We start from the raw sequence: 18,654 nt of genomic DNA on the forward strand, positions 1-18,654 counted from the left end.
ACCGCTCAGCTCTTTTTTTCCTGTTTGCAGGTATCATTTGTACATTTTTTTACCGCTATTCACCTTTTTCCAGTTACTAAGCATTAAAGAATTTAAAAATTCCGAATATCGGCAATAGGACCAATCTCATTAAAGCTTTCATTCTCTATTATTGATATAAGTTTCTTTGCCGTTTCCTCCGCACTAACCAGCTTTCCTTGTTCTTTATAATCAATGAATCGGTCTAAGAGCGGAAACGCATCTTCACTGCTTGTTCGGATAGTTTCCTGCATACCGGTGTCGATAATGCCTGGAGCAATCGATATAATCTCAACTGGGTATTCTGCCTTTTCTTGCTCAAGAGCAATAACTCTTGAAAAATGATCTAAACCTGCTTTTGTCGTGCAGTACGTTCCCCAACCTTCATATGGATTTCTGCCTGCTCCAGAAGATATATTAACAATTCGCTTTTTCCCGTTAAAATTCCCCAGTTCTGAGATGAACGCATTGGAAATTACCATGGGTGCAGTTAAATTAACTGTCATTGCCTTTGCTATTTCAACAGCATGTACAGTACCGATTATTCCAATAGGATCAACCATTCCCGCGTTATTTATGAGTGTAACGGATTCCACTTCCTCCGAGACAGAGGAAACAATATCATACATAAGAGATTCTAATTTCTCTAACTTCGATAAATCTGCATGATAAAATTTCACTCCATCTAGGCTAGTATCTGTTCTTGCAACTCCAACAACGTAATTTCCTGCTTCACCCAACTGTTTAGCCAGTTCGAACCCGATTCCTTTTGATGCACCTGTTATGATATAAACATTCATTTGTTTTCTCCCCTTTTTACAATATGTACATATATATGAAGGTAACACATCACTTATAAAAAAAGGAAGTTGAATCCCACATACTGTAGAATTCATCTTCCTATCTGAGATAATCTATATACTCTCTTGCTTCAATCCATCAATTATATTTTCCTTCTTCACTTTTGAGCTCGAGTAAAGCATCGCAGAAATAACAATGACAAAAACAGCAACTAGACAATACAAAAGACTTAACCAAGGGAGGGAGAAAGCATAAGAAAAGCTGTTCATCGTTCCTTTATAAATTAAATACATGACGATGATGCTAATTGGAAGTCCAAAGAGTAATGAGTTGACCCCATAAAAGATACTTTCATAATTAATCATTTTATTAAAGCCCTTTGGTGTCATTCCAACCGATTTCAGCATTGCAAATTCTCTTTTTCGAAGGGCGATGCTTGTTGAGATGGTGTTAAAGATATTTGCAATCGAGATGGCCGTAATTAAAACAATAAATCCATAAGTAAAGACAGACATAAGCATGATCATTTGCTCTTCCTGTTGTCTCTGTTGGAAAACATTATAGACAGAAAGCCCCTTTTCCTTCATCTCTTCTATTTCCTGCTGTGTTTTCATCGGATCTGAGCTTTTCAGATAAATGGAGGTGGCAATTTCCGGACTAGGGATCTGGTCAGTCAGTTTTTTCATCACTTGTTCAGAGATAATAATATCTAATCCGCCAACTCCACCAGATTGAACGCCCATTGGGTATTGATCGGTCATTGCTGCCACTTCAATATCATCTAGCTTCGTCTGCTCTCCTGTTTCCCAATCTGCATAAAGTAAATTAATCTTTTCCCCTATTTTCGTATGAATCGCTTTTGTTTCAACAAATTTTCCTGCATTCATATCTTCATACGTAAACGTGTCAATAATAATACCCGCGATATGGCCAGGATTGTTAAGCTTATCAACATCCGCGCCAACTACTTTCGCATATGACTTCAAGCTATCATCACTTAATGCATGCAAACGGATATAATATGGAAACTTTCCATTTTCTAGGGAGGCTTCCCCAGCCTCTACTCTTTCCTTCAATTCACTTGCTATCGCAGATTCATTTATCATTGAGGTTGTGTTCAGTTCTTTTATTACATTAAATTCCGTTACATCCTCAAGCAATGAAATTGATTTAAACAAGTCATCTCTTCCATCCTCAATAAAAACCTGCATATCGAAGTCTAATCCAGATTGGGACAATGCCAGTGATTTCTTCAGGCTCGTTGTAAAATAAGACACTGTTAAAAATAAAACAATACTAATTACTAAAGAAAACATTGTTGCTCGGTATCTGCGTTTGTTTCTTTTTAAGTTTTTCAAACCAATTTCTGCTTCAATGCCGAAAAGCCCGCGTATGAATTTCGACGTTTTTACTGCTTTCCTAGTTAGCTTCACATCTGTTGTTTGCCGAATGGCATCAATAGCTGAAATTTTTGATGCTCTCATTGCTGGGACAAAAGTTGAAATAAAAATGGTAATTGCAGAAACGCCACAGGCAATAAGAATAGAAACTGGTGTGACAGTGACTATTAACTTTTCAGTAACTCCTAAAGCCCCTTGAATAATTGAGTTAATAAATAAAAAAGTAACCCCGATGCCAGCAAGTCCGCTAACAATCCCTATAGGAATGCTGATTAAACCAATAATCACTCCTTCGAAAAACACAGAATTTCTCTTCTGCCGTTTCGTCGCTCCAACACTTGAAAGCATTCCTAAGTGACGAGATCGTTCCGAGACGGAGATGGCAAAGGCATTATAGATCAATGATACAGACCCAATGATAATGACTGCCATAATAATGACTGATAAAGAAAGAAGAGTATTCTTTAGCCCATTATTATTTGTCATACCGTAATAATGCAGCAAGTCATTATTATAGGTAATCGACTTTAATGGAATATTATTCTCCTTCGCTACTTTTTCAGCATGTTCATATAATGAACGCTTAACTTTCTTTAGTACGACGGTCGCATTCACGGTATTTTTTTCTGAAATCGCCTGCTCATCCAAATAGGTGAGAATTGTATAACTTGGTGACCATGCTGGCTCCCATGTAGGACGCTTGATAAAACCTACGATCGTATAATTTTTTGTTTGCTTAATATTTAGGCTTTCAAGCAATTCCCCATTTTCTATTTGCAAAAGGTCATTTTGTGTTAGTATTGTGTCTCCAGTTGGACTTTTCCGGTCACCCACTTCAAGGAGCCATGAATCCCCCAGTTTATAGTCAACATTCGAATTTGAAGCAATTTCTTCTGAAAGGACGACTTCATTCGGTGACTCTGGAAGTCTTCCATGACTTAATTCTATAGGGAACTGATTGAAGCCATCATCATTGTATTCTTTCACAAATACATACGGCTTGTAATCATTTTCACTTCCTTCTAAGAAAGCGTAGCCAATTTCCCTTGATAGGATCACTTTTTCCGTTTCTTCATCCGATGTTATTGCTTGGAGCTGATCTTGATTGACATTCTTATATTGAAGATGCCATTCCCCATCAGTTGAAATTGTTTGCCTTTGCATCAGATCCATAAACGAGAATCCGAGCGTTGCAACAGCTGTTACCATAGCTACAGAAATAATAACACCAATAATTGTCACAAGTGTCCGTTTCTTATTTTTCTTCAAATGCCTAATCGTTAATTTATTGACGATATTCATGGACGAATCACCTCATCATTGGCAATCCTTCCGTCTTCAATGGTTATGACTCGATCTGCTTGTAATGCAATTCGCTCATCATGGGTAATCACAATTAGCGTTTGGTTATAGGTTTTATTAAACATTTTCAAAAGATCAATGATTTCACTGCTGTTTTTACTGTCCAAATTGCCTGTTGGCTCGTCTGCCAGCATAATCGCTGGATGGCTAATCAAGGCTCTGCCAATTGAAACCCTTTGCTGCTGACCTCCAGAAAGCTGATTAGGAAGATGGGTTAAGCGGTTTTGCAGATTTAATATTTTTACAACCTCTGAGAATTGCTTCTGATCAACCTTATGTTCGTCCAACAGCAATGGAAGCGTAATATTCTCTTCTACTGTTAAAACAGGGATAAGATTATAAAATTGATAGATTAAGCCGATTTGTCTGCGTCTGAAAATAGCCAACTGGGTTTCATTCAGCTGATAAATATCTGTGTTATCAATAAGTACCTTTCCGCTTGTCGGCCTGTCCACTCCCCCAAGCATATGAAGCAAGGTAGATTTCCCAGAACCAGACGGACCAATAATCGCGACAAACTCCCCTTTCTTGATTGAAAATGAAACATTATCAAGTGCCTTTACTGCTGTTTCGCCTTTTCCATAAATTTTAGACAGATTTTCTATTTTTAAAATATCCATTGATATCCCTCCATGTTTTGCTGATGGTTCTAGTTTATCTGCCTAAAATGACTATTAAGTGACTCATAATATGACAATTTAGTCACTTAAACAATTTGTTTATAAAACTTCAGTTGAAATTGTGTACCTTTATTCTGCTTGCTTTTTACATGGATGTCGCCATTTTGACTTTTAAAAATGCTGTGAGCCATCGCAAGTCCTATACCAACGCTATCCTCACCTGCATTCTTCCCTTTATAAAAACGGTTAAAAATGTATGGTATATCTTCCTTTGGAATACCTTCACCGTTATCTGTAATCAATATTTCCGTAAAAAGCACATTTTCAGAAAAAGAAATGGAAATGACACCACCTGTTGGCGTATGTTCTACACAGTTTTTTAATATATTTATGATTGCTTCACACGTCCAGTTGAGATCCCCAATAAAGGAAGCTTTCTCTTCCCCTTCGATCAATAACATTTGTTCTTTAATATCCATCGGAATCATAACTGCCTCTACCGCTTTTTCAATTAGTTTCTTCACTGTTATTCGATCTTTTTTAAATTCAACGGTGCCCGCGTCAATTTTTGATAGCTTTAATAAGGATGAAACAAGCCATTCCATTCGTTCAAGCTGCAAACGAATACTATGTATAAATTCAGTCCTTTTTACTACTGGAAGCTTGGCATCATTTAATAAATCAGCCATCATTAACATAGAAGTCAGTGGTGTTTTTAGCTGATGAGATATATCTGAGATCGCATCAGTTAACAAAACTTTATCTCGTTTTAGAAGTGACTTTTGTTCTGAAAGCATGAGTGTCACCTTGTATATATCATTTTTTAAAATACTAAGCTCTCCCTCTTGATTATCACGTACATCGAGGGAATAATTGCCGCTAGTTATTTGACGCAGATAACTTGAAAGCTTTTCTATTTCTCTATACCGCCAACAGGTAAATAACAAGCTGCACACGATTAGAAGTCCTGATGTAAACAAAGTAAATAATGCTGTCTTGAATGAAAAAAAAGCTGCCGCAGCTATACAAGATGCTATACAAATAATGCACATAGCCGTCAGCAAAATCATAATTTCTCGATTGCGGAGCATCCTACCCACCTACCTTATAGCCCATTCCTCTTACGGTCTTAATAATTGTTGGCTTTTGCGGATCATCCTCCAGTTTTTCACGCAGCCTTTTAATGTAGACGGTTAAAGTATTGTCATTGACAAAGTCTCCCGCTACATCCCAGATTTGCTCAAGAAGCTGATTTCTTGTCAGAACTTGTCCAATATGATTGGCAAAAGTAAGCAATAATCGGTACTCGAGGGCAGTAAGGGTGATTTCTGCATTATGCTTATAAACCTTGCCTTCTAAAGAACTGATTCGAATATTTTCTATCTCAATGGTCGAATTTATTTGTGGATGTTTCCTATATCTTCTTAGGACTGATTTAATCCGTGAAAGAAGCTCTCGAATACGGAAAGGCTTTGAAATATAATCATCCGCACCCATATCGAGTCCCATGACGACATTAATTTCATCATCATTTGCTGTTAAAAATATGACAGGCGTATCACTCTTTTCCTTCACTAGCTTACATAATTCATAGCCGCTGCCATCTGGCAAAGCTAAATCAAATAAGCATATATCCAATTGATCAGATTGTTCTACTAGAATCTTTTTTGCTGAAGCAACATCATGACAAATGACAGTTGTATATGAATCCTGCTGCAGTGAATACTCAAGCCCAGATGCAATAGTTTTATCATCCTCAACAATTAAAATTTTCATATAAAAATCATCCTATCTGTTCATCCTATTACAAAAAAACATGGCATTTTTCTTTCAAAAATGGCCATGTTTTCTCTATTTTTCCTTTATTGAAAATTCACTGAAAAGCTTTCGATTAACATTTCCTTGAGCTGCTTTCTTACCCGGTATATTTTCGTTTTCACTGTATTTTGGTTTATTTTTAATAGCTTGGCTATTTCTCTTTCCTTTAATCCACTATTTATTTTAAGAAGAAACACTTTCCTTTGATCGAGAGAAAGGGAATTAATCGCTTGCTGGATTTGCTCTTTTAAGAGATTCACTTCCACTTCCTTCTCGACGTTTTGGTCCATTTTTATGTTAGCCGTCTCTATCTCAATATGACCAGCCATACGATCTTTTAATTTTCTTTCTTTCCGGACAATATCAATGGCTGTTCTTGTTGTGATTGCTGAAAGCCATGCACCCATTTTTTCAGTATCTTCGATTGTGTCCATTTTTTGATAAGCTTTTATCAATGTTTCTTGTACTGCGTCTTGAGCTAAATAATAATCTCTAGTAATACAGAAGGCAACCTGAAACAGCCGCTTATTGTACAATTTACAAAGGTCATTCATATCCATACAATGGCATTCCACTCTTATCCCTCCCCTCTAATTTAAATCAATGTTTTATTTAAAATATTGCTGGACATAATCAGGAATATTTTCAGCTTGAAAGCTTTTAATTTCTATAGAACCATCCGCCTTATAATAATACCCAATCATATATGGACCATCATCCATTACACTGGTATTTACTAGGCTCTCTTCCAGTCTTTTTTTATCAGTTACCTTGATGGCTCGGCCGAGCTTACTCATCTGTTCAAATATTTCTTCATAGGAATATCCTTGCACAAAATTAATTTCCAGATCATTTGTATCAACAATATAGGCATATGAAATATCAGCAGCAGTTACTTTTGCCTGGTCTAATAATCCCTTTTTATCCAGCCATTCCTCAAACAGCTTATACGAAATTCTCCATTCGAGCCCAACCGTTTTTTCATTTTTTTGTCTAATTTCGATAGATGCAAGAGGATCTCTATTGTCAATCGTTTCCTCATAGGTTGAAGCATTAATTTCATCTTTTAATACCGCTATTGCTTCCTTCATGTCTATAGGATCAACAATTACTGCTTTTTTCTCAATAGGTCCATAAGGTCGTATCGTAATTTTTTCTATCTGATCTTCCTTCACTTTGAATATCCCATTTGTTACTCTTTTATATTCCTCTGACTCATGGATCAATTTATAAAAATGAGCAAATTTCTTTTTATCTATCGAGTAATCCCGAACAAGTTTCTTGCCATTTTTTAATTCATATACAATAAAAGCATGTTCGTTATTATTACTCAAAGCATTATTATTTTTGTTTGCAATAATATCCTTGTGAAGCCTTCTTATTAAATCCATATTATCTGCAGTAGATAAGAAAAATGCATCTTCATTATCACTATATAAATATGAGTTATCACTTAAGTGAATCCGTTCAATTTCACTTAAATCAGGCACCTTTTTTTCAAATTGAGTAAAATCAAATTGAAAAAGGAAAACCAGCAAAGCCATTACACCTGCATAAATAATAAGACCTTTTATATGAATAATAATTCTCCAAGACTTTTGCAAAACCATTTCTGCAACAAAATAGCCGAGCATGGCTCCTAACACATATCCCACAATAAGCCAAGTTGAATTTCCCTCCATAATCCCAAAGTATAATCCACCTAACAACATTGTACAGAAGGTCATTCCATACTTGAAAATTGGTTTTAACAATGGAAATACGAGTGATTGTGTCACAGCTTCAAGTTTTCTGTTTTTATAAACCCATAATGATAGACCGTATAAAATGAGTATTAGTGCACAATAAATACTGATTTCAATTGCCCCTAAAGGTCTAAAACTTACTTGGCTGAGCGCAACTAATGGCGAAAATGCTTCAATCTTACTTTCCAGCACATATCGATCAGCAAATCCATATAAGTAGAATGGCAGATTATACCCCAATAAAATGAGTAAACCCATGGGAAGTAATAAAAATATATACGTAAGAATCCCTTGAACTGCTGATATCCCTGAAATCATTCCTGTAAAAACGCCTGCCAAAAAGACAAGAAGATTAAACATTATTGTAATGCCTATCCACTTGAAAATATCTGTCCATGTAAAAAACTCAGCTAAATTTAGTGGATTATACAAAACTGAAACGATAATAGCTATCAGCAAAACCGGCATGATTAAAATGACAATTCCTGTTAGCGCAAATTGATGGAATAGTGAATCCCTCTTAATCGGAAGGCTATGCATAAAATCGCTATAGGACTTTACCTGGAGAAAGCGGAATAAAAAAACAGCCAATATGACTGGAATTCCGATATTTAATACAGCCTGAATCTCAAAGTGAAAATAGAATAAACTTTCAGCTCTTATATATTGTCTCTGTTCTCCTGTTGTCGTCATTAAAATCTCTAATGGAATCGCAAAAATTAACCCTAGAAAGTGAACGATTGCAACCCAGCCAACACTTCTCAATATCGTCTTTCTTATTTCTTTATTAACCAAGGATATTTTCGACTGCATAACCAACATCCCCCATTTCATAAATAAAGATTTCTTCTAGCGTCAGTGGAAGGATATCGAAAATGACAGGCTGATATTTTTCTATACTTGCCGTAACTTCCTCTTCTTTTCCTTTTACGATTAGTAAAAGAATACTTCCCCTTTTCTCTTTATGCAGCACTTTAACAGAATCAAAAATACCAGGCGGAACCGGGGCACCACTCTTGAAAGCAATCTGCACTTTATGTGTATCCGATTTAAGGTCATCTAAATCTTTTTCAATCATCATTTGACCTTTATGCATAATTCCAACAAAATCACACAGATCCTCTACTTCTCTTAAGTTGTGTGAAGAAATTAGGACGGTCATTTCTCTTTCCGCCACATCGTCAATCAAAAGGCCTTTCACCTTTTTTCTCATGACCGGATCCAATCCATCTAAAGGCTCGTCAAGAATCAATACTTCTGGCAGTGTAGATAAGGCAAGAATAAATGCCACCTGTCTTTGGATTCCCTTTGAAAAACGATGAATTTTCTTATGTATATCCACTTGAAAAATAGCTACCAGTTCCTGATAGCGTTCTTCACTCCACCTTGGGTAAATGCTTTCGTAAAACTGTGCCATTTGTTTGGTCGTGTAATGCGGCAGGAAGTGGGGCGTATCCTGGATAAAAAAGATCTTTTCTTTCACTTCCGGATTTTCATAGACCGGCTGAGAGTCAATCGAAATCAATCCTTCATCAGGCACATATAAACCAGATAAAAGCTTTAAAAGGGTCGTCTTCCCTGCACCATTTGAGCCGAGCAAGCCGTATATCGAACCACTGTTGACAGTTAGACTTACATTCTCAACTGCTTCCAATCCATCAAATGATTTTCGGATATGACTAATTTTGATCATGTTCTATCCCTCCCCCAATTGAAGCTTGTATTTCTTCTATTATTGTTATTAATTCTTCAGCTGTTACGCCTAGATACATCGCTTCTGATAACAGCTTGATTAAGTCATTTTTAACTTTATGAAGCTTTTCTGTATTTTGGCTGTCATTAGCAGAACTGACAAAGCTTCCTTTTCCTTTAATCGAATAGATATACCCTTGAATTTCAAGCTCGCGATACGCTTTTTGAATCGTATTCGGATTGATTGTTAGCTGTTGGGCTAGCGTCCGGACGGAAGGCAGCTGTTCATCTATTTTTAACACTTCAGTTATAATAAGTTCTTTAAGCCTTTCAACCAATTGTTCATAGATTGGCTTGCGGCTCCTTATATCCAACTCGAACATACGCACTCTCCCATCTGTATGTAGTGTACTACGACTCATAGTACAGTTGATACAGTATGATTATAGTACAAATTGGAAGGAAATCAATCCCCTTTTTTAAAAAACTTGAAGGATATTCTCAAAATGCTTAATAAACTTGAAAAATAGCTTGATAAAATTTAGAGAATGCTAGAAAAAGCTTATAAAGAGCTAGATAACTTTTTAAGTTTGCTAGATAAAGCCGAATATGTGCTTTTCATCAAATGAAATCATCCCATTTCCAGACAAAAAAAGGAAAAGTGCTGAGCACTTTTCCTTTAAGCAATTATTTTAATGGACGAATATTCACTGCGCATGCCTTGAATTCAGCTGTGCCAGAGATCGGATCAAATTCGTTTATCGTTAAGACGTTTGTTGGAACGTCACTGAAATGGAAGCTCATGAATACAAGGCCAGGCGCGACTTGCTCGGTGACTTTCACCTTTACCTGCAGGCTGCCCCTTCTTGAGCTGATTTCAACTAGTTCACCTGTCTCAATGCCTAGCTTGGCTGCATCATCTGGATGAATATCAAGTGATTCCTCTGTTTGTTTAATTTTCACACCACTTGCATAAAAGCGTGTTTGCGTATGGGTATTATACGATTCGTAACGCCTTCCAGTTGTAAGCGTAAATGGATAATCCTCATCCGGCAGCTCAACCGGTTCCGTATACATAACAGGTATAAATGGAGACTGCTTTCCGCTCGCCTCTACCTTGTTATGATATCGTTCATGCAAAATAAATGTACCCGGATGGGACTCGTCTGGACAAGGATAATGGAGGCTATATTCTTTCTCCAGCCTTGAATAAGGCATCCCTCCATACATTTCCCATGCAAGCTCACGCAGCTCATCCCAAATTTCCTCGCTTGTATTATAGTTCATTGGATAGCCCATTAATGTTGCTAGTTCACAAAGAATGACCCAGTCATCCTTTGTATTCGGGTGGGCATCGACCGCTTTCCGTACTCGCTGAATCCGGCGGTCAGTATTCGTATACGTGCCTTCCACTTCTCCCCATGATCTTGCAGGCAAGACGACATCAGCAAGCTTTGCCGTTTCCGTTAAGAAAATATCTTGAACAACTAAAAGGTCTAGTTTTTCAAGCAGTTTTCTTGTGTGAGTCATATGAACATCTGCCACTAATGGATTTTCACCAAGGCAATAAAGCGCTTTGACTGCTCCAGTTTCCATCTTATCGAATGCTCTTGTTTGTGTATCTCCAGCGATTGGGTTAATATCCATGCCCCAGGCTTTTTCAAATCGGCCTCGGTATTCATCATTTGTTATGCTGACGGCACCTGGCAGCTGGTTAGGCAGACAGCCCATGTCACCTGCACCCTGCACATTATTTTGTCCGCGAAGAGGCATAATTCCGCTTCCTGGTTTTCCAATATGACCTGTTAATAACGCAAGATTGGCAATATCAAAGACATTATTGACCCCACAATGATGCTCAGTAATTCCGAGCGTGTAGGCAATCATTGCCTTTTCCGCTTTTGCATATTCTCTTGCTGTATCGATAATATCCTGCGGTTCTAGTCCAGTAATGACTGCAGCATATTCTGGTGTATACCTTTTCACTTGTTCTTTTAACGTATCAAAATCAACTGTAAATTGACTAATAAATGCAGGATTATATAATTCTTCTTCAATAATAACGTGAATCATTGCATTCATTAAGGCAATATCTGAACCGACATTAATTTGCAAATGGCGGTGGGCGCTTTTCACCATATCAATACGGCGAGGGTCAATCACTATGATCTTTAATCCTGATTTCACTGCTTTCTTCATTCGATTTGCAATGATCGGATGTGCCTCTGTCGTATTCGAACCCATAAGCAAAAGAACTTCAGTATGATCAAAATCTTCTAATCTATTAGTTGGAAATCCACTTCCAAATACAGTTGCCAGACCGGCAACGCTCGGAGCGTGTCACGTTCGGTTACAGCCATCAATATTATTGCTGCCAATGACTGTTCTCATAAATTTCTGGGTTACATAATTCACTTCATTTGTGCTTCTAGCCGTCGCAAACATCGTTATGGATTCAGGACCGAATTGTGATTTGATTCCTTGTAGCTTCTCGGCGATGAAAGCATACGCTTCTTCCCATGTTGTCTCAACAAGCTTTCCCGCCTTTCGAATCAGTGGAGAAGTTAATCGGCTCTTATCATGAACATATTCATAGGCAAACGAGCCCTTGACACATGTTTGCCCCTTATTAACAGGCGCTTCCTTATCTCCGCGTATCTTCACAATTTTATTATTGTCAACTTCGACAACGAGACCACAGCCTGTTCCGCAGTAACCGCAGACTGTTTTTACTTTTGCAGCTTCACTCATCATTTATCCTCCCTTTACGTAAGAATAGTTGAATTCATTCCCCATCTTTTGAAAGCGATTCCAATATTCCTCACATCACTTCAAAATTCTCATAATACACTTTCTATTATACTACATTATGAATATTTGAAAAATAGGTTAGCATTATAGAAAAGAATCAGTCCATTCATAGGGACTGATTCCTTTCTCAACCTCAATGTCCTTCATATTACTTCTTAGTTTTGTTTGCAATTTCTATTGCCCGATTTGACCCTTCTGCTGCTTGATCAAGTACTTCCTGCGGGTCTGCCCCTTGATACAGGTTTTCCAAGGCGGTGACAATTTGCTGGCGTGATTCTGGGAAGACTGAAATGAGCGCTCCTTGTGTCGCAACAGACGGCTTAGTTTGCTGAAGCTGATCAACAGTAACCTTAAATTGCGGGTATTTCTCCCACTCTGCCTTTACAATATCCTCATCGTATGCTGCGGGATTTATTGCAAAATAACCAGTTCCGATATGCCATTTCGCCTGAACTTCTGGTGTAGTTAAGTATTTCATGAATTCCCATGCCGCTTCCTGTTCTTCCTCAGCAATTCCTTTTGACATCCATAGGGATGCACCGCCAATGGCAACCCCTTGACGTTCTATGTCATCCGCATACGGAATAAACGCTACCCCTACTTCGAATGGAGAATTGTTAACCGCAGCGGCAACACCTGCAGAAGAATCCATGTACATCGCTACTTTCCCTGTCTGGAAAGCTGCACGAATATCATCCCAGTTTGTTCCATAGTTTCCAAAAGTGCCTGCTTTATTCATATCATTTAAGAAATTAAAGACACGAAGGCCCTCTTCTCCGTTAAATACTGCTTCTGTCGCATCACCAGCTCGGCCGTTTTCTTCATTTACATATAAACCGCCTTGGGTAGCAAGAAGCTGTTCAAAGAACCATCCATACGTAAGCATTGAAAAGCCGTATTGCTCACCCGACTTTGTAAGTTTTTCTGCAGCTGCTTTGACTTCGTTAAATGTTTGTGGCGGCTTCTCAGGATCAAGTCCTGCTTCTTTAAATGCATCCTTGTTATAAATCATCACCGGTGTGGAAGAATTGAATGGCATCGAATACAATTTTCCATCTACACGGTAATAGTTTAAAATATTTTCTTCCAGTTGAGAGAGGTCATAGTTGTCCTTATCAATAAATGATTGCATTGGCTCAATATAACCGCTGTCAATCATAAACTTTGTACCGACCTCAAATACTTGTGTGATTGCCGGCGCATCCTTTGTTCCGCCTACACTGCGAAGCTTTGTTAATGACTCCTCATAAGAACCTTGAAATTCGGCATTAACTGTATACTTATCCTGCGAACTATTGAAATCAGACACAATGCTATCAAGAGCTTCTTGGCCTGCACCAGACATTGCATGCCAGAAATTTATTTCCACCTTGCCCGGACTTTCCGCTGTTCCCTCTTCCTCATCATTCGGATTCGATGGTTCTGGCTTACTTTCATTATTCGAACAAGCAGCCATTAACATCATGCTAAATATCACGCTGAACAAAAAGAGCAGCCTCACATTCTTTTTCACTATGGCCAGCACCCCCTATTTTACTTTAATGCGCCTTGTGTTAATCCTTTTTGCAATTGCTTTTGACCGATAAACAATAGCAGCAATGTTGGGATTATAACAACAATTACTCCAGCCATGACCACCCCCCATTCGGTTGCGACCTCTTGGGACTGGAGCTGCTTCAGTCCAATTTGGACGGTCCGGACTTGATCGTTGTTTGTAACTAATAATGGCCACAAATACATATTCCATGTCGTTAAAAATCCATATGCCCCTAAAGTGACAAGACTTGTTTTGGAAACGGGGAGAATCACACGCCAAAAGAAAGCAAATCGGCTTAAACCAGCAATTTGTGAGGCTTCAAATAATTCTTTTGGAATCGTTTTGAAATGCTGTCTCAGCAGAAATGTCCCGAAAGCCAATGCAAAAAATGGGACCGTCAGTCCTTGGTACGTATTTGTCCAGTCTAATTTTTGAATGGTAAAGAAATTCGGTATCATCGTTGCTTCCCAGGGGATCATCATCGTTGAAATAAATAGGAAGAAGATAAAATCCCTTCCCTTAAAAGAAATAAATACGAACGCATACGCGGCCATACTGCAGACGATCAGCTGGCCAATCATTACACCAGCTGAAACAACGAAGCTATTTATTAAATACTTCATCAATGGCAAACGTTCAAATACTCTGAAATAATTATCAAAGGTAAATGTTTGTGGAAAAAACTTGCCTTGCATGATCTCTCCGCCAGTCATGAAAGAAATCATGAAAGCATACATAACCGGAAAAAAGAGCAGGAAGGCTGAGAATAAAAGCAGGAAGTAGAAAACAATTTTTTTCGGAAAGCTCATTGATAATGCACCTTCCTTTCGCCAAACTTAAACTGCAAAATCGTGACGATTAGTATGCACAAAAATAGAAAGACTGCTTGAGCACTTGCTGTACCAAACTGATAGTTTACAAACGCTTCTCGATAAATAGAATAGACAATTAAATTAGTAGCCTGCGAGGGACCGCCTTTTGTCAAAATATCTATTTGTCCGAATGATTGAAAAGCATTAATTAATGAGATAGTAATTATAAAAAACAATGTCGGTGACAGCATCGGAATCGTTATTCTTCGAAGCTGATACCAATAACCTGCCCCATCAATTTTTGCACTTTCATATAAATATCCATCAATGTTTTGCAGACCGCCTAAAAGAATCAAAAATGAAAATCCGGTATTAAGCCAAATCGTAGATATTGAAACTGATAATAATGCCCAATCCGGATCCAGCAGCCATTGAACCTCTGGCAAGTTCATGAGGCTTAAAAAACGATTAAACATGCCGACGCTGGGATGAAAAAGAAAAAGCCAAACAACAGATGAAGCAGCAACAGAAATTCCCATCGTTGAGGAATAAATTGTTCGAAAAAAGCCGATACCTCTCAGCTTTTCATTTGCAATTAATGCCAGAAATAAAGCAAGAATGACACCTGCTGGAACTGTATATAAAACAAATAATATCGTTGCCTTTATACTATTTCGAAAGGCTTGCGATTCTAATAAGTAGGTATAGTTCTCCAACCCGACAAATAGTGCTGCACTTCCATGCTGATCTGTTAAGAAGAAGCTTAAATAGATTGTCCGAAACATCGGATAAAAAACAAAAACAGAAAAAAGAAGAATTGATGGGAACAAATAGAGAAGGGCGGTCCGAGCATTTAAAGATTTTTTCCAGATGCTTGATTTTGCAAGAAGACTGACACTGCTTTCTTTCATAAAAACACCTCTTTATCGAGGATAAAATTTTCAATATCTGTTGGCGCTTTTATTCGCTCATTCGTTTTGCGATCAAATAAACATATGGATTCATATTTCATTTGAATAGGTATACGATCACCAACCTGCAGGCGCCATTGACCATTCCATTTAGCCATCCATTCATGTCCACCAACTTTAAATGAAAAGATCGTTTCATTCCCCAGGATTTCAACATTAATTGCTTCTACAACCATTCTGCTCTCATGGCTCGTCTCTTTTGAGGCCGCCTTTATATGCTCTGGCCGTATGCCTACGAGAACCTGCTTCGTTTGTAAAAGCCTGCTATCTTCATCCGGAATTTTAATTTTACATATGTCGGCAATCAGTATTTCAGATTGCATTTCATTCATTACGCCTTCAGCAATATTCATCGGTGGGGAGCCGATAAACGTTGCAACAAAAGGATTTGCAGGATGATTATAAATATCGATTGGCTTTCCGATCTGCTGAATCTTGCCATCGTGAAGAATCATTATTCGATCCCCCATTGTCATTGCCTCCACTTGATCATGGGTAACATAAATCATCGTAATCCCTAGACGCCTTTGTATTTGTCTAATTTCCGATCGCATATGTGCCCGGAGCTTTGCATCTAAATTGGACAGAGGTTCGTCCATTAAACAAATAGGTGCTTCATTCACAATTGCCCGGGCGAGGGCAACCCGCTGGCGCTGCCCGCCTGAAAGTTCTCGGGGCTTTCGGTTTAAATATTCGCTTAAACCAAGCATGGCCGCAACATCATTACATCGAGTCTTTCTTTCTAGCTTTGGTATTTTCTTCACATGCAGACCAAAAACGATATTTTCCATAACAGTTAAATGTGGATAGAGCGCATAGTTTTGAAAGACCATTGATATATCTCTTTTACTGGGAGGTAAGTGATTAGCTTCCTTTTCACCTATTCGCAAGATCCCTCCTGTGATGTCTTCCAAACCAGCAATCATCCGCAGCATAGTGCTTTTCCCACAGCCAGAAGGACCAACTAGTACGAAAAATTCACCTGGTTCTATCGTGACATTAATATTGGAAATGACCTCTGTTTTTTTATCGTAAGTCTTTGATACATTCAGGAGCTCTACTTTTTTCAACTATTCATCCCTCCATGCCCTTTGGGAGCTTTATAGCAAGATGTTTATAGATTGGAAATATTTCTCTCCTTCATATTCTAATTACACATAATCTTAAATATGCTAACAATATCAAATTTGCAAAAACAAGGAGTCTTTCAGCCTATTAAATGAAGGAGAAAATTATAAAATGAAGAAAAAAATACTAATAATATATGGATTACTGATATGTACCATCGGGGGGGGGCTGAAGCCTGTGGCACCTGACCCTCCCAGTATTCCAGATTCTTTTATTGTCATCGGCCATCGCGGCGCATCTACCTATGCACCTGAACATACACTCGTATCCTATGAGTTAGCGCGGGAACTTGGTGCTGATTATATTGAAATTGATTTGCAAATGACAAAGGATGGAGTCCTAGTTGCCATGCATGACCAAACGGTTGATCGCACAACAAACGGAGTAGGGCGCGTAGATTCACATTCACTAGAACAGTTAAAGAGACTTGATGCAGGTTCATGGTTCAATAAAAAATTTCCGCTGCATGCTAACCCTTCTTATGAATTTTTAACCGTCCCAACTCTGGAAGAGGTTTTCTCCTATTTTGGAAAAGAAGTAAACTATTATATCGAGACAAAATCACCTGATAAATACCCTCAAATGGAGGAAAAACTTCTCAGCCTGCTTCGGAAGTATGATCTTATTAACGAGCAAAAGGTAATTATTCAGTCCTTTAGTGAAAAAAGCCTCAAACAAATCTTTCAGATCGAGCCAAAGATCCCTTTAATCCAGCTTCTCTCCTATCAGAGTCCAGCAAAATTAACAGAAGCAGAAATCAAAAAATGGAAGCAATATTCAGTTGGGGTCGGACCCAATTATCAAATGATTGATGAAGCATATATTAAAACAGCAAGAAGAGCGCAATTACTTGTCCATCCATATACAGTTAATTCAAAAGAAGAGTTGGACAAGTTAATGAAATGGGGGGTTACCGGAGTATTTACTGATTTAACAGATTCTTTTTTTGAGGAATGAAAAAATAACCTAGTTTTATATCGCGGGTTCACAAGAAAAAGTAAAAAACAATTAGAATCTTTCACAATTAATACCATATATCCGAGAGTTTGTTTTCTCTCAAAAAAATAGGTATTTCACAATTTAATATGTATAATCAATTTATTTCATTAGATTTTCTAAAAAAGTCCGAAACACCCTTAAGTTGTTTCGGACTTTTTTTTAACTTAAAAACCCAAGTCTTGCTGATATTTGCTTTCCAATTTCAATCATACGAGGCTGAAGCTCTACTAACCTCGTCTCATTCATTCTAATCGTCGGTCCGGAAATGCTGACGGCAGCTGCAACTTTACCTAAATGGTCAAAAATCGGAACAGCTATACATGTAATCCCATTTTCATTTTCCTCCAAGTCAAGTGCAATCCCTTTCTTCTTTACCTCAGCAAGTTCCTCAGCTAAAACATTCTTATCTGTAATAGTCTTAACTGTATGAACAGGAAGTCCTTTTCTTTCGAGTATTTCCTGAACACTATCTGCTGGAAGATAGGCAAGGATGGCTTTACCAACTGACGTGCAATGCATTGGTGCCCTTTTCCCAACCTTAGAGTGCATACGCAATGCTTCATTCCCATCTAACTTTTCAATATATACTACTTCTCCTTGATCATAGACAACGAGATGAATCACTTCGTTCGTCTCTTTTTCAAGTTCTTGTAAAAATGGCTTCGCTTCTGTTCGTATATCAAGTGATTCTAAAAGCCTTGAACTCACCTCTAAAAATTGATAGCCCAATTTATACCGTTCTGTGCCTTTATCCTGTTCAACATAGCCATATTGAACAAGTGTGGAAAGAATTCTGTAAACCGAGCTTTTGTTAATATCCATCTGATTAGCAATCTCTGTTACTCCTAGCCCGCCTTTTTTCCAACTGATTAGCTTAATAATATCTAGCGCACGACTCACAGATTTCACCATATTCTCTCTTTCCAACATTCTTCAACTC

Annotated in this window: 16 protein-coding genes; 1 reads left to right on the top strand and 15 read right to left on the bottom strand. The window is 37.9% G+C overall.

Going from position 1 to position 18,654, the window contains the following annotated elements:
• Window positions 1-92: 92 nt before the first annotated feature.
• The 14 genes from ASU02_RS17335 to ASU02_RS17405 form a co-directional block, all read right to left on the bottom strand.
• Window positions 93-818 carry a (S)-benzoin forming benzil reductase gene (locus tag ASU02_RS17335; RefSeq protein ID WP_057765909.1) on the bottom strand — a complete coding sequence of 242 codons (726 nt, stop codon included), beginning with the start codon at window positions 816-818 and terminating at the stop codon, window positions 93-95.
• Between the two features lie 114 nt (window positions 819-932).
• A complete protein-coding gene (locus tag ASU02_RS17340) occupies window positions 933-3,521 on the bottom strand; it encodes an ABC transporter permease (RefSeq protein ID WP_057765911.1) in 2,589 nt (862 codons plus the stop codon).
• Window positions 3,518-4,201, bottom strand: a complete 684-nt coding sequence (locus ASU02_RS17345) for an ABC transporter ATP-binding protein (RefSeq protein WP_057765912.1) — start codon at window positions 4,199-4,201, stop codon at window positions 3,518-3,520. The genes ASU02_RS17340 and ASU02_RS17345 overlap by 4 nt, the downstream gene beginning before the upstream one ends.
• A gap of 86 nt (window positions 4,202-4,287) precedes the next feature.
• Entirely contained in the window at window positions 4,288-5,292 is a 1,005-nt protein-coding gene (locus ASU02_RS17350) for a sensor histidine kinase (RefSeq protein WP_057765915.1), read from the bottom strand.
• Window position 5,293: 1 nt separating this feature from the next.
• Complete coding sequence (locus ASU02_RS17355) at window positions 5,294-5,977, bottom strand: response regulator transcription factor (RefSeq protein ID WP_057765917.1); 684 nt, start codon at window positions 5,975-5,977, stop codon at window positions 5,294-5,296.
• Window positions 5,978-6,063: 86 nt separating this feature from the next.
• A complete protein-coding gene (locus ASU02_RS17360) occupies window positions 6,064-6,594 on the bottom strand; it encodes an RNA polymerase sigma factor (RefSeq protein WP_232426280.1) in 531 nt (176 codons plus the stop codon).
• Window positions 6,595-6,627: 33 nt separating this feature from the next.
• Window positions 6,628-8,577 carry a DUF6449 domain-containing protein gene (locus ASU02_RS17365; protein ID WP_232426281.1) on the bottom strand — a complete coding sequence of 650 codons (1,950 nt, stop codon included), beginning with the start codon at window positions 8,575-8,577 and terminating at the stop codon, window positions 6,628-6,630.
• Window positions 8,552-9,457: an ABC transporter ATP-binding protein gene (locus ASU02_RS17370; RefSeq protein ID WP_057765921.1), complete on the bottom strand. Its 906-nt coding sequence runs from the start codon at window positions 9,455-9,457 to the stop codon at window positions 8,552-8,554. Before ASU02_RS17370 ends, ASU02_RS17365 begins: the two co-directional genes overlap by 26 nt.
• Complete coding sequence (locus ASU02_RS17375; RefSeq protein WP_057765923.1) at window positions 9,444-9,839, bottom strand: GntR family transcriptional regulator; 396 nt, start codon at window positions 9,837-9,839, stop codon at window positions 9,444-9,446. The genes ASU02_RS17370 and ASU02_RS17375 overlap by 14 nt, the downstream gene beginning before the upstream one ends.
• Window positions 9,840-10,143: 304 nt before the next feature.
• Window positions 10,144-12,210 (bottom strand): formate dehydrogenase subunit alpha, encoded by a 2,067-nt coding sequence (gene fdhF, locus ASU02_RS17380; RefSeq protein WP_332307648.1) that lies wholly within the window; start codon window positions 12,208-12,210, stop codon window positions 10,144-10,146.
• A 205-nt stretch (window positions 12,211-12,415) separates the two neighbouring features.
• Entirely contained in the window at window positions 12,416-13,780 is a 1,365-nt protein-coding gene (locus ASU02_RS17390; protein ID WP_057765930.1) for an ABC transporter substrate-binding protein, read from the bottom strand.
• Window positions 13,781-13,800: 20 nt separating this feature from the next.
• The gene (locus ASU02_RS17395) at window positions 13,801-14,613 is read right to left on the bottom strand and encodes a carbohydrate ABC transporter permease (RefSeq protein WP_057765932.1); all 813 of its coding nucleotides are present in this window, start codon (window positions 14,611-14,613) and stop codon (window positions 13,801-13,803) included.
• The gene (locus tag ASU02_RS17400) at window positions 14,610-15,527 is read right to left on the bottom strand and encodes a carbohydrate ABC transporter permease (RefSeq protein WP_057765934.1); all 918 of its coding nucleotides are present in this window, start codon (window positions 15,525-15,527) and stop codon (window positions 14,610-14,612) included. Before ASU02_RS17400 ends, ASU02_RS17395 begins: the two co-directional genes overlap by 4 nt.
• Entirely contained in the window at window positions 15,524-16,657 is a 1,134-nt protein-coding gene (locus tag ASU02_RS17405; RefSeq protein ID WP_057765936.1) for an ABC transporter ATP-binding protein, read from the bottom strand. Before ASU02_RS17405 ends, ASU02_RS17400 begins: the two co-directional genes overlap by 4 nt.
• Before the next feature lie 169 nt (window positions 16,658-16,826).
• On the opposite strand from ASU02_RS17405, the gene ASU02_RS17410 reads away from it, so the two are divergent.
• Window positions 16,827-17,672, top strand: coding sequence for a glycerophosphodiester phosphodiesterase (locus ASU02_RS17410; RefSeq protein WP_057765938.1), 846 nt, complete (start codon window positions 16,827-16,829; stop codon window positions 17,670-17,672).
• Between the two features lie 201 nt (window positions 17,673-17,873).
• Here ASU02_RS17410 and ASU02_RS17415 read toward each other — a convergent pair whose 3' ends face one another.
• The gene (locus tag ASU02_RS17415; RefSeq protein ID WP_057766047.1) at window positions 17,874-18,641 is read right to left on the bottom strand and encodes an IclR family transcriptional regulator; all 768 of its coding nucleotides are present in this window, start codon (window positions 18,639-18,641) and stop codon (window positions 17,874-17,876) included.
• Between the last annotated feature and the right edge of the window lie 13 nt (window positions 18,642-18,654).

This window comes from Cytobacillus praedii (assembly GCF_001439605.1).
Taxonomy (GTDB): domain Bacteria; phylum Bacillota; class Bacilli; order Bacillales; family Cytobacillaceae; genus Cytobacillus; species Cytobacillus praedii.

Excerpts from the sequence above, each read along its gene's own strand:
- ASU02_RS17335 (WP_057765909.1), bottom strand. The coding sequence starts at position 818 with ATGAATGTTTATATCATAACAGGTGCATCAAAAGGAATCGGGTTCGAA.
- ASU02_RS17340 (WP_057765911.1), bottom strand. The coding sequence starts at position 3,521 with ATGAATATCGTCAATAAATTAACGATTAGGCATTTGAAGAAAAATAAG.
- ASU02_RS17345 (WP_057765912.1), bottom strand. The coding sequence starts at position 4,201 with ATGGATATTTTAAAAATAGAAAATCTGTCTAAAATTTATGGAAAAGGC.
- ASU02_RS17350 (WP_057765915.1), bottom strand. The coding sequence starts at position 5,292 with ATGCTCCGCAATCGAGAAATTATGATTTTGCTGACGGCTATGTGCATT.
- ASU02_RS17355 (WP_057765917.1), bottom strand. The coding sequence starts at position 5,977 with ATGAAAATTTTAATTGTTGAGGATGATAAAACTATTGCATCTGGGCTT.
- ASU02_RS17365 (WP_232426281.1), bottom strand. The coding sequence starts at position 8,577 with ATGCAGTCGAAAATATCCTTGGTTAATAAAGAAATAAGAAAGACGATA.
- ASU02_RS17370 (WP_057765921.1), bottom strand. The coding sequence starts at position 9,457 with ATGATCAAAATTAGTCATATCCGAAAATCATTTGATGGATTGGAAGCA.
- ASU02_RS17375 (WP_057765923.1), bottom strand. The coding sequence starts at position 9,839 with ATGTTCGAGTTGGATATAAGGAGCCGCAAGCCAATCTATGAACAATTG.
- ASU02_RS17395 (WP_057765932.1), bottom strand. The coding sequence starts at position 14,613 with ATGAGCTTTCCGAAAAAAATTGTTTTCTACTTCCTGCTTTTATTCTCA.
- ASU02_RS17400 (WP_057765934.1), bottom strand. The coding sequence starts at position 15,527 with ATGAAAGAAAGCAGTGTCAGTCTTCTTGCAAAATCAAGCATCTGGAAA.
- ASU02_RS17410 (WP_057765938.1), top strand. The coding sequence starts at position 16,827 with ATGAAGAAAAAAATACTAATAATATATGGATTACTGATATGTACCATC.